The sequence below is a fragment of the Phycisphaerales bacterium genome, from assembly GCA_016716475.1.
In the GTDB taxonomy this organism is placed as follows: Bacteria; Planctomycetota; Phycisphaerae; order UBA1845; family Fen-1342; genus JADJWG01.
Window position 1 is genome coordinate 607,861 of the sequence record JADJWG010000004.1, and the last position, 13,477, is coordinate 621,337.

Genomic DNA, 13,477 nt, shown 5'->3' on the forward strand with positions numbered 1-13,477 from the left:
GCTGCTCGTAACCGGGGTGGGGTTCTGCTGCCTGGATGCCGGCCTTATGGGGCACCCACGGGTGGCGGGGGGTACGGGGACATGGGCGCAGACCCCATGGACCAGGGCTGTTCAAGGGGGCTACTCGGACCACCGATGCTCACCCCCGGGACAAGTGTTTCCTCGGAACGGACCGTCGCATGGCCGCAGCACGGACATCAACGGAAATCTCGGCCCGCGCGCTGCGGGCTGTTCGGGCACTTTGGAGTGGCGTACTGCCCGAGGCCCTTGGGCTGTGCTTTGTGGCCACCATTCTGGGTAGCTTCGCAGCCGCCTATGTGCTGACGGACTACGGGTGGCAACAGCGCGTGGCTATCCAGGAGCAGGCCCACGCACAAACCGCAGCCCAGAGCTTGGCTTTAGCGCTGGCGGGATGTGAGAACGAAGGTACCCAAGCGGTTCTTTGGCAGAATCTGAACCGCTTGCCGGGGCTGCGGGCAGTGCGGTGGATGGATGGCAGCGGCAGTGTCCGGGCAACCTACCCACCGGGCCTGCCGGTAGTCGGAGCGCTGCCGGGAGCGGCTGGTGCGCAGCACAACGTAACCGCAGAGGCGCCGGTGCGCGACGCGCGTGGCGCGCTGGCGGGCAAAGTGCAGGTTGTTTTCGCCGCTGGCAATCCCTTGGGGTGGCAGAATCACCTCTGGTGGACATGGAGCGGGACTGCGACCGCAGCACTGTTGGCCTTCCTGCTGGTCTATTCGCTGCTGCGACGGCATTTGCGGCCGATCGGGGCGATCGAGCGGACCCTGCAACGGCGGGCGGATGGAGTGGAGCGGGGTCTCACGACGTTGCTTTTGAGCGATGCGCTGGGGCCGGTGGCGCGCGGCTGGAATGCGTTGATTGCGGAGCACCTGGCTTTGCAGCAACAGGTCCAACAGGCGACTGCGAGCGGTCCGCACGGTGATGTGGCGGCGCGGTTTGAGAGTGCAATCTTCCGGCAGGTTGTCGAGCGGCTGCCGTTCGGTGTGCTGTGTGTGGGAGATCTGGGCGAGGTCAAGTTCGCGAACGCGACCGCGGGCGCATTGCTGGGCCGCCCGATCGATGAACTGGTCGGGTCACCAGCGCGGAAGGTGATCGACAACCTCGCGATCGTACAGGCGGTGGCCACGGTGGCACATGGGCCGCGCAGCGGCGTGGTGCTGGACCACACGGCCAGGTCCGGCGAATCCGAGACGACGCTGCGTTTCCGCATCCTGCCGCTGGGGCCGCAGGTGGCCGGGAGCGAGGCATTGGTCACGATCGAGGATATCAGCCAGTTGCGCGAGGGTGAGCGGGCCCGGGACAATTTCCTGTACCACGTTACGCACGAGCTGCGGACACCCTTGACGAACATCCATGCCTACACGGAGACGCTCACGCAGCCGGACTTCGATGACGAGCAGACGCGCAAGGAGTGCTACAACGTCATCATCAGCGAAACGGAGCGGCTATCGCGGCTGGTGGAGAACATCCTCAGCATCTCACAGCTCGAGGTGGGTACCGCGCGGCTGGACGTGGGCGAGGTGGACCTGGCGCGGCTGGTCCGGCAGATGGTGCAGGACAACCTGGGAGCGGCCGACGAGAAGCGGATCGACCTGACGCTGGCGCTGCCGCCGAAGCTGCCGAAGGTGCGCGGGGACAAGCAGCGGCTCAGCGTACTGCTCAACAACCTGATCGGAAACGCGATCAAGTACACGCCGGCGGGCGGCCAGGTGCAGGTCACCGTCGACCTCGACGAGCGGCACCTCGCGCTGAGTGTCGCGGATAACGGGATCGGGATTGCACCGACTGACCAGGCGCATGTTTTCGACAAGTTCTACCGCGTGACAAGCGATGACGTGCAGGCGATCAGCGGGACGGGGTTGGGGCTGGCCCTGGCGCGCGAGGTGGCGCGCCTGCACGGCGGTGACATCCGGTTGGAGAGCGTGCTGGGGGCCGGATCGAAATTCACGTTCGAGCTGCCATTGCCGCGCGAACAGAAAGAGGTGGCCGTGCGATGAGCAAGATCCTGGTAGCCGAAGACGATCCGCACATCCTGCGACTGATGAGCATGTGGTTGTGTCGCCAGGGGCATGCGGTGGTTGAGGCGCGCAACGGTATGCAGGCGCTCGAACTGCTGCGCGCGAACGAGGTCGACATCCTGATCTCGGACGTGAACATGCCGGGGCTGGACGGCCTCCAGTTGGTCGAGGCCGCTCTGCGCGACAAGCGTGTCCGGCAGGGCGTGGTTGTGCTGACGAACCGCTGGGACCACGGAGAAATTCGGGATCGCCTGGCGAACTGGGGTGTTCAAGTGATGCCCAAGCCATTCAGCCCGGCGCGGCTGGCGGAACTGGTGACGAAGCTGCTGGCGGGTGAGGCGCAGACGGCGGCGCCGGCCTGAAGACGATGTGCGGGGGCGCGAGTGGTGTGATGGAAAGCGTGCAAACCGGATTGGATACGCAGCTCTTGCAGGACCTCCTGACGGGTCTGTCGGCCCCGGTGCCGGAAGCGACGGTTTCGGTGGGCCTGGTGGGCTGCGCGGCGCACGCGCCGCAACCGCCGGCACATTGTCGGCGTGCGTGCCTGGGGCCGGGTCCGGAGGCCGCGCTCGAGCGCGGCTGTGCTTACCTGCGCTCCGCAGCACAGGGGGCGCCCGACACGGCGCTGTTGCTGGGCGGCTGCTGCCAGAAGGGTTATCGCATCGCGGCGCAGCCCACGCTGCTGGGTGACCGGCCAGCCGTGCTGTTGACGGTCGAAGGGCGGCCGGTCGAGTCCCCGACGTTGACAGCGCCGGACCTCGAGGCGCACGCGAGCGCCGCTGAGCGGTTGGTGCAGCGGATCGGGCAACTGGCCGCGGAGAATGCGGGCTTCGCGAACGAGGTTTTGCAGAACTACGAGCAGCTCAACCTGATCTTCGACTTTACGCAGCAGATTGCGCATGTGACGGAAGTGCCCGCGCTGGAGCGGCTGCTCACCCAGCGCATCACGGAGCTGTTGCATGCGGAGCACGTCTGCATCGAGTGCTCCGACGGGACCTGGCGCGGCTCGGCCGGTACGGCCGCCACGCCGCCGAAGTCGCTCCCGGTTGCAGAGTTGCTGGCGTGGACGGCCCAGGTGCGGGCGCAACGGCGGGTGGAGGTCCGTGAGTTTCCGCGCTGGCATGTGATTGTGGGGCCGCTGGTGCGCAGCGACGAGCGCGTCGAGGCGGTCTGTGCGTTTCGCGCATCGAACGCGGCGCCATTCAACGCCGGCGAGATGATGCTCTTCGAGTCGGTCCTGAGCTTCGGCGGGCAGATCGTAAGCAACACGGAACTGCATGCGCGGTTGCGCAGGATGTCGCTCGAGGTCGTGCGGGCGATGGTCGCGGCGATCGACAAGAAGGACCGCTACACGAGTGGGCACTCGGAGCGGCTGGGATTCCTGGCGCGACTGACGGCGTGCGAGTTGGGACTTTCGCCTGCGGAGCAGCAGAACGCGGAGTGGGCGGGCCTGCTGCACGACGTAGGCAAGATCGGCGTACCGGAGGAAGTGCTCTGCAAACCGGGGAAGCTGACACCGGAGGAATTCGAGGCGATCAAGCTGCATCCGGGCATGGGCTACGAGATTTTGAAGCCCATCGAGAGCTTCGAGGCCGTGCTCGAGGGGGTGCTCTACCACCACGAATACCCCGACGGCAGCGGCTACCCGTGCGGTCTGCGGGGCGACGCGATCCCCATGATTGCACGCATCATCCATGTCGTGGACACGTTCGACGCACTGACCTCGACGCGCTCGTACCGCCGTGCGTTCTCTTTCGAGAAGGCCCTCGAGATCATGCGGGCCGACTACGGAATACGAATCGACGCACGCGTCGCGGAGGCCTTCGTGACCGCGTTCCAGCGCTATATCCGCACCAATCCCGCGGATTACGCCGCTCGATTCCCCTGCAGCCCGGAGTACCAGCATGACCATGCTTGACCCCGTGGGGATCATGGCAACGAGCCCGGTGCTGGCGACCGCAGGGAGCGTGCATCCGCTCCTGTGGGCGGCTCTGCTGATCTGCGCCGTACTCGTGGCAACTGTCAGTGTGCTGCGGTTGCAGCGCTGGCAGAATGGCGCCGTGAGTGAGCCGCTTCCGTCCGTGCGGCCGGCGGCGTTGCAGACTGAAGCACCCGCACTCATCCCCGCAACCGGACCGGAACCGGCTCGGGGAGTGAATGCGGTCTGTAGTGCGCTGGCACACTGGCTGACCGAAGAGCGTCCCGCGGGCGATGTGTGGGCGGCATTCGACCAGATCGTGCGCGAGGCGTTGGGAGCGCACTGTGAGGCGGTGCGGGTCCGGTGCTTCCGGATCGATCCCGGCGCGGGCAGACTGCACCCGATCACGCAGGCCGGGCGCCTGGCGAATCCCGAGGGCGTGCCCATCGCAGAGGGTCTGTTGGGTCACGTCGCGAGCACCGGGCGTGAGTTCGTGGCCGGGGCCCGCGATCTGGGTCCGGCGCTCGAGCGGCTGGCTTTGGGCGAACCGGAGCCGTGGGCGTGGGTGTGGCCCGTCAGGGTGGACGGCTTGACGGTGGGGCTGGTTGCGATCGGGACCGCGAGTCGCGCGTTGCTGGCGGAGGCGGAACTGCGCCGTGGGCTTGGGGCGGTGCTGTCGCTGGCGTGGGAACAGGTGGTGTGTAGAGAGCGTCTGGAGCGCGCGGAGCGCACAGACCGCATGACGGGGGTGCTGACGCGGACGAATTTCTTCGAGCTGGCAGCACCTGCCCTGGCGGAGTCGTATGCGAACCACGAACCGGTGGTCGTAGTGGTGCTGGCGCTGGAGGGCCTGCGGCGGCTCGACGATGGCCAATGCTGGCGGGCGCGTGATGTCGTGCTGGAACGTACCGGACAGGCCCTGGGGAGCCGTGTGCGAAGTGACGATCTGGTGGGACGCTTCGCGGATGACCGCTTCGTGGCACTCCTGCGGCGGCTCGACACGGCCCTGGGCAAGCTGATCGGTGAGAAACTGCTTGGTGCCGTCACGGCCGCGGCGGCGTCGGTGAAGGAAGCCGGCGCACAAGTACAGGTGCGGCTGGGGATCGCCGGCAGTGGCTTGGGGCAGCCGGACCTCGACACGCTCCTGGCCGAGGCCTTCACGAGTGTCGAGTGGGCGCGGACCCACCATGCGGCCGTCGGCGAGGTGCGCATGGAGGGGAGCAGGCCATGAAGGTGCAGGTGGAACCGCATGGCAGTGTGGCGGTGCTGGTGCCGCATGGTGCCCTGACGGGTGATGAGACTCTTGACCTGCGGCGTGCCGTCGAGACACATGGCTGTCAGGCCCGGCGTATGGTAATCGATATGGCCGACGTGCCTTTCCTGGACAGCAGCGGCATCGAGCTGCTGCTCGATCTGGGACACGCGAACCACGCCGCCCCGCTACGCCCGAAGCTCGCCGCGCTCAGCGAATCCTGCCGTGAGGCCCTTGATCTGACAGATGTTCTGAATCGGCTGGAGGTGTTCGACACCGTTGAGAACGCCCTGCGGAGTTGCCAGCGATGACGTTGAAGCGGATCAACAAGCTGGGGCAGTTGCTGTTGGACGAGGGCCTCGTGACGGAGGCCGACCTGCGTCGTGCCCTGGAGGCACAGCACAAGGACAACAAGCGGCTGGGCGAGCAGTTGATCGAACTGGGGGTGCTCTCGCCCCAGGCCATGCTGAGTGCGCTGGCACGGCAGCTCGGGGTGAAGGGTTGCCAGTTGCGGCATGGGTTGATCGATCCCTTGGTAGCCCGGCTGCTGGACCGGGAGGAGGCCGCACGGCTGAAAGCGCTGCCGCTCTTCAAGGTCCATGAAACCCTGACGGTCGCGATGGCTGAGCCGCAGTCGCTGCCGACGATCGACCGGCTGGGAGCGCTGACCGGCTGTCGTATCAACCCGGTGCTGGCGCTGGAACACAACATCCGGGAGTACCAGGAGAAGTACCTCGGCGAGCAGGTGGACATCGACTCGTTCCTGGTCAACCTGACAGAGAGCGAAGTCAAGGTCGTTGAGCGGGAAAGTGTCGACGACGACTATGCCCACGAAATCGGCCAGATGGTTGACGGCAGTCCGATCGTCAACCTGGTGAATCTGGCGATTATGACGGCTGTGCGTGATGGGGCCAGCGACATCCATATCGAGCCGCTCAAGCACATGACGCGGATTCGCTACCGGATCGACGGCAACCTGCGTGAACTGATGTCGCCGCCGCAGGGCATGCATGCGGCGATCGTGTCGCGTGTGAAGGTGATCGGTAAGATGGACATTGCCGAACGCCGCCTGCCGCAGGAAGGTCGGGTGCACGTCGTGGCCGAGGGCCGCGAGATCGACCTGCGCGTGTCGTCCATCCCGACACTGCTGGGCGAAAAGATCGTCCTGCGCATTCTCGATAAGAGCAAGCTCAATGTGTCGCTGGAGAAACTGGGCGTGCGGCCGGACCGGCTGGATGTGTTCCGACGGATTTTCTCGAAGCCGCACGGCATCGTGCTCGTGACCGGGCCGACGGGCAGCGGCAAGACGACCACGCTCTATTCCGTGCTGGATCTGCTGGCGGCGCCCGAGCGAAACATTGTGACGATCGAAGACCCGGTCGAGTACCAACTTGATGGGATCAACCAGATCCAGGCGAATGAGCACATCGGAATGACGTTTGCGCGGGCCCTGCGCTCGATTCTGCGCCAGGATCCGGACGTGATCATGGTGGGCGAAATTCGTGACGCGGAGACAGCCCGCGTCGCGGTGCAGGCCGCCCTCACCGGACACCTGGTGCTTTCCACGCTACATACGAACAACGCACCGGGGGCGTTTGTGCGGCTCGCGGACATGGGGGTCGAGCGCTACCTGCTGGCGTCGGCGTTCAATGGGGTGGTGGCGCAGCGCCTGGCGCGGACGATCTGTCCGCACTGTCGCACGTCGTACTACCCACCGGAAACCGCGCTGGAAGATGCGGGCTGGCTGGGTGACACGAACCGCGTGTTCTTCAAGGGCGAGGGCTGCAAGCAGTGTCACGATAGCGGCTTTCGGGGTCGAGCCGGCATCTACGAGATTCTCGAAGTGACGGAAGAATTGCGGAACGTGCTGCACCGCGCGGAGGACGAGGAGCAGATTCGGAGCGTGGCGCGCCGCTGTGGCTGGCGTCCGCTGCGGGAAGAGGGGCTGCTGCTGGTCGAGGAGGAACGTTCGACCCTGGAGGAAGTGCTGCGCGTGACCCACGCGGAGACCGAGAGCCGGACGCGCGCCGAGCAGCGCCTGCGGGCGACGGCCGCGTTGACGCCCTGAGAGGTTCGTGATGCAGTTCGTCTTTGAAGCCATGCAGTCCGATGGGCGCACGGTGGTGGACCGGCTTGAAGCCGGCGGCCGCACCGAGGCGGTCGCGGCGCTGCGCGAGCGCGGGCTGATCGTGCTGCGCCTCGATGAGCAGGTCGTGGCTGCGAAGGCCGCGACCGCGGCCTGGTTGAACCGTTGGAGCCAGGGCATCACGTTGCGCGACACCGTGCTGCTGACGCGGCAACTGCAAATGCTGCTGGAAGCCGGCTGCCCGCTTGTGCCAGCCCTTGTGGCCGCGGAGAGCCAGACCACCAAACCGCTCATGCGCGCGATCCTGCACCGGGTGCGCATCCGGGTCGAGGAAGGTGAAAGTCTGAGTGCGGCGTTGGCGGACGAGCGTCGCCATTTTGACCCCGTGTTCCTTAGCATGGTTGCGGCGGGCGAGGCCACGGCGACGCTGCCGAAGGTCTTCGGGCGGCTGGCAGCGCTCGCGCAGCAGCAACAGCAGGCCCGGCGCATGCTGACTGGTGCCCTCCTGTATCCGGCAGTGCTGTGCGTGATGCTGACGGCGGTGATGCTCGTCCTACTCTTCTTCGTCGTGCCGCGGTTTCGCACGCTGTTCCTGAGTCTGAACTCCCCTTTGCCGCCCACGACGCTGTTGCTGTTTGATCTCTCACGCTGGCTGGCAACGTGGTGGCCAGCGGTTGCGACCGCCGTGGTGCTGCTGGGGTTCGGCGTGGTGCTTGCACTGCATCTGCCGCGGACACGAACGGCGCTGGACGGGCTGCTCCTGCGATTGCCGCTGGTGGGTCGTGTGTTGGCGCGCCTCACGCTCGCGAAGGTGCTGCGCGTCTGGGCGGCGATGCTGCGCTCGCACGTACCCCTGCTCGAGACCATCGACCAGTCTCGCGAGGCGGTCCGAAATGCGCGCTTCCTCCGGATGCTGGAGGATGTCAAGGAATCCGTGTCGTCCGGGGGTCGGGTCGGGCAGGCGCTGCATGATGCGCAGCTCGCGGATCCGATCGTGGTGTCGGCCATCCGTACGGGGGAGGAGAATGGCCGGCTTTCGGAGGCAATAGACTTCGTTTCCGGCTGGGTCGACGAGGACAATGCGACGCTCCTGCAGGGTCTGACCCGCCTCGCAGAGCCGTTACTGCTCGCACTGATGGGCGTGGTGGTCGGATTTGTTGCGATGTCGCTGTTCCTGCCCTTGTTCGACCTGGCGACGGCCGGGTAGGAGCTTTGCTCGTGTTGACGCTGACCCGTACGACCCGCTCGGCCATCGTGTTCGACGTAGGTGCCGCCGGCGCGCGGGCCTGCCAATTGAGGGGCAGTGTGGCGCGTCCGCGACTGGCAGACGCCTTCGAGGTGGAGTTGCCGGCGCCGGACGACAATGCGACTCCCCGCGGCGCGCGACTCGATGCCGCGCAGCTCGGGCTGTTCGTCGAGCAGGCGCGTTTTGCCGGCCGCGCAGTAGCGTTGGTCGTCTCACCACCCGACGTGCGTTATCACCCGCTGCACCTGCCAGAGGCCGCACTGCAACAGCCGGATGAACGCATTATCCAGGCGCTGCGCTGGGAGGTCGCCCAGGACAGCCGCATGGCGGCCGAGCAGCTCGAAGTGCGCTTTTGGCGCCTGCCGCCCGCACGTGGGCAACATGCCAACGTTCTGGCGGTGTCGTTGTCGGCGGAGCTGGCGCTCCAATGGTGTGATGCACTGGCGGCCGAGGAACTCGAACTGTGCCGGATCGAGACGGTTCCGGGAGCGCTGGTGCGGGCGGCCCTCGCGGGCTTGCAGCCGGGGCCGCAAGACCTGTGGGCGGTGCTCGACCTGGGCTTGCGACACACCACGCTCACGGTGGTGGTGGGCACGGTTCCGGTGTACGTGCGTTGCCTGGGGGGGAATGCGGACCAGTGGACGCGACAGGTGGTTGAAGTCTGCCAGGTTGGCCGCAACGTGGCCGAGCGCCTGATGCGCGAACATGGAATTCGAGCGGCCGATCGTAGTACCCGCAGCGCGGCGACCGGTCGCGGAGCGATCTGGGCGAGCGATATCGGCGGGGTGCTGAGTAGCGTACTGCGCCCACCGTTGCTGGCACTGACGCAGGAAATCGGGCGCTGCCTGAGCTACGTGATGCAGAGCTATGCGGACGTGGGTACGCCACGGTTGCTGCTGGCCGGGGGTGGTGCCAACCTGCTGGGGTTGGATGAACTGCTCCGCCACGAGCTGGGCATCGAGGTACTGTGCTACGCCGAGGCCTGCGGCGCGCCGGCGGGCCTGAACGCGCGGACCGCGGCGGCTTACGGTGGAGCCCTGCTCGACCTGGAGACCCGCGGATGACCTGCTCGATCAACCTCGTGCCGGAAGTCCGCCTGCATGCCCGGGCACGGGTACGGCGACGCATGCGTTGGCTCGTGGCCGCCGGGCTGCTGGCGAGCATCAACCTGCTGATCGGCTTGGGCCATCTGGCGATGTACCGCAGCGTCCAGACTTCCACACGTGAGCTCGAATTCGTCCAGGGGCAGCGCGGCGACGTCGAGCGGCGCCTGGTGGCACTGCTTACGCAACGCGATGCGCTGCTGGAGCAGCTCGAGCGCGCGCTCCGGGCCCGGCAGTTGCAACCCTGGCCGGGGCGCCTGGTGCGGCTGCACGAAATCATGCCCGAGGGCGTCTTCCTGACAACTCTTTCGCTGGCGAGCGAGGATGAGGCCCCCGAGAGTCGGGGCCGGCGCACCGTGCGGCCGGCGGGCACCGGGGCGGTGCCGGCGAACGAGACCCGTGCGGGCGGCGCTCGTGTGGAGTTGCGGGGCTTTGCCGTGGATCACCCGGCGCTGTTGCAGTTTCTGCAAGCCCTGCGAGAGTTGCCCGACTGGCGCGTCGTCGAACTGATCCGTGCGGAGCGCGAGCCCTTCGGGTCCGGGGCGGCGGTGGCTTTTGACCTGCTCTGTCAGCCCCGGGAGGGTTCACCATGATCCTCTGTCGGCGACCGTGGTTGGTATACGACACCGATGCCCTGGGAGCCGCGGCCGTGCTGCTTTTGGTCGCGGTGGGGGCCTGGCTGGTGACTGGTCCGGGGCCACGAGTGTGGCAGGAGCACCGCGGTTCGCAGGCGGCCCATGCCGCGGCGAAGAGTGGACTCTACGCCGACCTCGCGGCGTTGGACGACTACCAGCGTGGTGTCGGGGCGCTCCAGTCCACTCTGACCGAAAGCGTTGCGGCGGTTCCCCGGTTCGAACGCTTCTCGGCGATCCTCGAAGAAATCGCTGCTGAGGTGCGCGGTGCCGAGCTCGACTTGCTGAGTGTGACCCCGCAGCCGTCCCAGCGTGAAGGGGCCTATCTGGTCGCCGATGTACACGTTGGGGCACGCGGTTCCAGTGTGAACTTCGTATGTTTTCTGGACGCATTCGCGCGGCGCAACCCGCACCATGCCCTCCGTGCGTGCCGCGTGCAACGTCAGCCGGCTTCCGCCGAGGCGCTCTGTGAGCTGCAATGGACGTTGCGCTTCTACTTCCTGCCGGGTGATGACGCCGTGGCCTTGCGCCCGGAGGTCGAAGGGAGCCGGTGATGTTCGGCGGACTGCGACAACGGATTCTCGGCGGTGCCCTTGTGCTGGTGGGCTTGGCGTGGGGCCTGGATGCAAGCGGTGTCGGCCGCCCACAGCGTGCTGCGGCCGGGGCTGCCGCGCCGGCGGCCGTGTCAACGCCCTCGCGCTGGCAGGATCTCACGGAGACACTGGCGGTCCTGCGCGGTGGGGACTACGAGTCGATTGCGCCGCGGTTGGCGCATGCCCGCCGCGATCTGTTCGCGCCCGGAGACGCCTTGGCGGCGCTGCAAGTCCCACTCGTTGAGGAGACGCTTGCGGCTGAGACGCCCCTGCCACAGACCGCCGAGCGGCCGTTCGCGGAACGTTATCGGCTGCGTGCCGTGCTGCTTGGGCGTGTGCCGCAGGCCATTCTCAATGACGATGTGCTGACGTTGAACTCGGACGTCGCGGGCTACCGGTTGGTGGAACTTCGGCGGGATGCGGCGGTGTTTGAAGCGTTGGCAGGGCACGAGCGAGTCGAACTCCGGCTTGTACCGGGTCCGGGAACATCTGGCGCTGCTGCCGAGAGAGCACGCTAGGGGCCGCAGTATTGGGTAGCCGACGGAATCGAGATCAGGGTGCGGGAGTGAGGTTTGACAAACTACTGGTCATGCGCATCTCAAGGTCCCTGCGGGATGCGACGATGCACCGTGCGGAGACTTGGTTGAATCCTGGTGGTCGGGCCCACGGGTCGCTGTGAGCCGATCTCGACCACCACAACGATCTATGCGTGCGAACAGGAGTACCCCCATGGCGCGAAGCACTGGCACCCGCGCACCCGCCTTCTCACTTGTGGAACTCGTCGTTGTTATTGTAATCATCGGGATTCTGGCGGCGATCGCCGTTCCGCGTCTCAGCCGTGGTTCGGCGGGTGCCTCGCAGTCGGCGGTGTCGGCGAATCTCGCCACCGTCCGCGCCGCGATCGAGCTCTACGCAGCGGAGCATGGCGGAAACTACCCCGGACCCGACGCCGCCGGGTTCGTCAGTAAGCTGACGATGTTCACCTCGTATGCCGGCGCCACGAGCGCCACTAAGGATACGACCCACAAGTTCGGACCGTACCTGCTTGCCATTCCGCCGTGCCCGGTGGGTGAGAACGCCAGCAAGCCGAGTGCAGCGAATGTCCTGATCTCCGCGACGAGTCCGCCGACGCCGGACCCGAGTGGTGGCGAGGGTTGGGTCTACAACCCGAACACGGGTGAGTTCCTGCCGAACACGACTCAGATGGATGACTCCGGAAACCCTTTCAACGGGTACTAGGGCTGCGCGGCAAGGCGCTTGACGCCGACGACGATCTCAAAGCGCTGCCCTGAAACCTGGATTCCACTTCGCACGTACCGGGGTGCGGTACAAAGGGAATGTGCGGGCCGGTCGCCCAGAAGGGCGACCGGCTCGCGGCCGTTTCAAGGGGCGGCGCGGCTCTGGACACACTTCCAGAGTTGTTGCCGGCAGGTTTCTGGTGGTTTCAGTCGCCGAGCTGTTCCAGCCGGATTACGACGGGGCTATCCGGGCGCAGAGCCCGTAATCGCCGTGCGTACTCCCCGTACGGTTTGTCCGCGCCGCTGCGCCACGCCAACACAACCGCCACCTCAAGACTCCGCAGGTCCTGGGGCGCTGTCTGTAGTGCTTGCTCGACCGTGGCAAGGCCAGCGGCCACATCACCGTCCCCCGCCAGACAGCAGGCCAGTAAGCGCAGCGCGGCTACGTGCCTGCGGTCCTGTGCAAGTACGACGGCGAGGTGGGGGCGTGCTGCTGCAAAGAGGCCGGCACCGAAATACGCCTCGGCAAGACGGAGACGCAGATGGGGTGCCGTGGGATCCGCCTGGGACAGGCCCTCGAGCAGTGGAATCGCTTCGGCGTACCGGCCCGCGTTGCAGAGGGCCTCGGCAAGACGCTCGGTGTGCTCTCGGTCGGCGGCGGGGTTGACGGCGGCCTGCTGCCAGGCGCCGACGGCGGACTGCCAGTCGCCGCGCTGCTCATGACATTCGGCGACGGCGGCGTGCCATGCAGCTTCCCAGCCAAAACGGTCCCGCTGCATGTGGAGTTCGGCGAGGGCGGCATCGGGCTGGCGCAGTTGAAGCTGAGTCTGCACCAGTGCGGCGAGATAAGACCATTCGTCCGGTGCGCCGCGCACCGCCCGCTGGTATTCGTCACGAGCCAGCTCCCAGCGTTGCTGCTGTTGCTGAATGATGCCGCGCAGATAGGCACAGACCGCGGCCGACGGACCCTCTTCCGGATACTTTGCAAGCAGCTCCAGGGCTTCGACACTTCGGCCGGAGGCGAGCCAGATCCGGGCACGCAAAGCATAGAGCTCGACATCCTCGGGCGTCAGGCGCTGGGCCTCGGCGATGGTCCGCTCGGCAGCGACCAGGTTGCCGGCATCGACCTGGTCGGAAGCCATGCGGGCCTTAACTTGGGCGCGGGCGGTGTTCCAGTGGGCCTGGCCTTCATCGCGAGCGGTCGGCGGCAACTCGGTGCAGCCCAGCAGCAGCAGTGTGATCGGCAGGACGGCGAGTCGCCGGAGACGATTCGTGTAGAACCGGGCTGGTGGCGCTGCATACAGTGTGAGCACGGCATCCGAGTACATCAGGCGGCGTATGAGGGGTGTGGGCATGGGTACTCTCGATCA

Annotated in this window: 13 protein-coding genes; 12 read left to right on the top strand and 1 reads right to left on the bottom strand. The window is 66.7% G+C overall.

The annotated features are described in order from the left end of the window. Window positions 1–179: 179 nt before the first annotated feature. From IPM18_16525 to IPM18_16580, 12 genes are all read left to right on the top strand, one after another. Entirely contained in the window at window positions 180–2,018 is a 1,839-nt protein-coding gene (locus tag IPM18_16525) for a hypothetical protein (GenBank protein ID MBK9121188.1), read from the top strand. Continuing rightward, the gene (locus tag IPM18_16530; GenBank protein MBK9121189.1) at window positions 2,015–2,401 is read left to right on the top strand and encodes a response regulator; all 387 of its coding nucleotides are present in this window, start codon (window positions 2,015–2,017) and stop codon (window positions 2,399–2,401) included. Before IPM18_16525 ends, IPM18_16530 begins: the two co-directional genes overlap by 4 nt. Before the next feature lie 29 nt (window positions 2,402–2,430). After that, window positions 2,431–3,957 (top strand): HD-GYP domain-containing protein, encoded by a 1,527-nt coding sequence (locus IPM18_16535; GenBank protein MBK9121190.1) that lies wholly within the window; start codon window positions 2,431–2,433, stop codon window positions 3,955–3,957. Beyond that, window positions 3,944–5,188, top strand: a complete 1,245-nt coding sequence (locus IPM18_16540) for a GGDEF domain-containing protein (protein MBK9121191.1) — start codon at window positions 3,944–3,946, stop codon at window positions 5,186–5,188. Before IPM18_16535 ends, IPM18_16540 begins: the two co-directional genes overlap by 14 nt. After that, complete coding sequence (locus IPM18_16545) at window positions 5,185–5,520, top strand: STAS domain-containing protein (protein ID MBK9121192.1); 336 nt, start codon at window positions 5,185–5,187, stop codon at window positions 5,518–5,520. Before IPM18_16540 ends, IPM18_16545 begins: the two co-directional genes overlap by 4 nt. Next, window positions 5,517–7,277, top strand: coding sequence for a Flp pilus assembly complex ATPase component TadA (gene tadA, locus IPM18_16550; protein MBK9121193.1), 1,761 nt, complete (start codon window positions 5,517–5,519; stop codon window positions 7,275–7,277). Before IPM18_16545 ends, tadA begins: the two co-directional genes overlap by 4 nt. A 7-nt stretch (window positions 7,278–7,284) precedes the next feature. Next, window positions 7,285–8,502, top strand: coding sequence for a type II secretion system F family protein (locus tag IPM18_16555; GenBank protein MBK9121194.1), 1,218 nt, complete (start codon window positions 7,285–7,287; stop codon window positions 8,500–8,502). A gap of 11 nt (window positions 8,503–8,513) precedes the next feature. Then, window positions 8,514–9,605: a hypothetical protein gene (locus IPM18_16560; protein ID MBK9121195.1), complete on the top strand. Its 1,092-nt coding sequence runs from the start codon at window positions 8,514–8,516 to the stop codon at window positions 9,603–9,605. Beyond that, window positions 9,602–10,237 (top strand): PilN domain-containing protein, encoded by a 636-nt coding sequence (locus IPM18_16565; protein ID MBK9121196.1) that lies wholly within the window; start codon window positions 9,602–9,604, stop codon window positions 10,235–10,237. The genes IPM18_16560 and IPM18_16565 overlap by 4 nt, the downstream gene beginning before the upstream one ends. Continuing rightward, on the top strand, window positions 10,234–10,830 hold the full coding sequence (locus tag IPM18_16570; GenBank protein ID MBK9121197.1) for a hypothetical protein: 597 nt from the start codon (window positions 10,234–10,236) through the stop codon (window positions 10,828–10,830). The genes IPM18_16565 and IPM18_16570 overlap by 4 nt, the downstream gene beginning before the upstream one ends. Next, window positions 10,830–11,387 carry a hypothetical protein gene (locus IPM18_16575; protein MBK9121198.1) on the top strand — a complete coding sequence of 186 codons (558 nt, stop codon included), beginning with the start codon at window positions 10,830–10,832 and terminating at the stop codon, window positions 11,385–11,387. Before IPM18_16570 ends, IPM18_16575 begins: the two co-directional genes overlap by 1 nt. Before the next feature lie 211 nt (window positions 11,388–11,598). Further along, window positions 11,599–12,108, top strand: a complete 510-nt coding sequence (locus IPM18_16580) for a prepilin-type N-terminal cleavage/methylation domain-containing protein (protein MBK9121199.1) — start codon at window positions 11,599–11,601, stop codon at window positions 12,106–12,108. 205 nt (window positions 12,109–12,313) lie between these two features. Here IPM18_16580 and IPM18_16585 read toward each other — a convergent pair whose 3' ends face one another. Beyond that, complete coding sequence (locus tag IPM18_16585; GenBank protein ID MBK9121200.1) at window positions 12,314–13,462, bottom strand: tetratricopeptide repeat protein; 1,149 nt, start codon at window positions 13,460–13,462, stop codon at window positions 12,314–12,316. Between the last annotated feature and the right edge of the window lie 15 nt (window positions 13,463–13,477).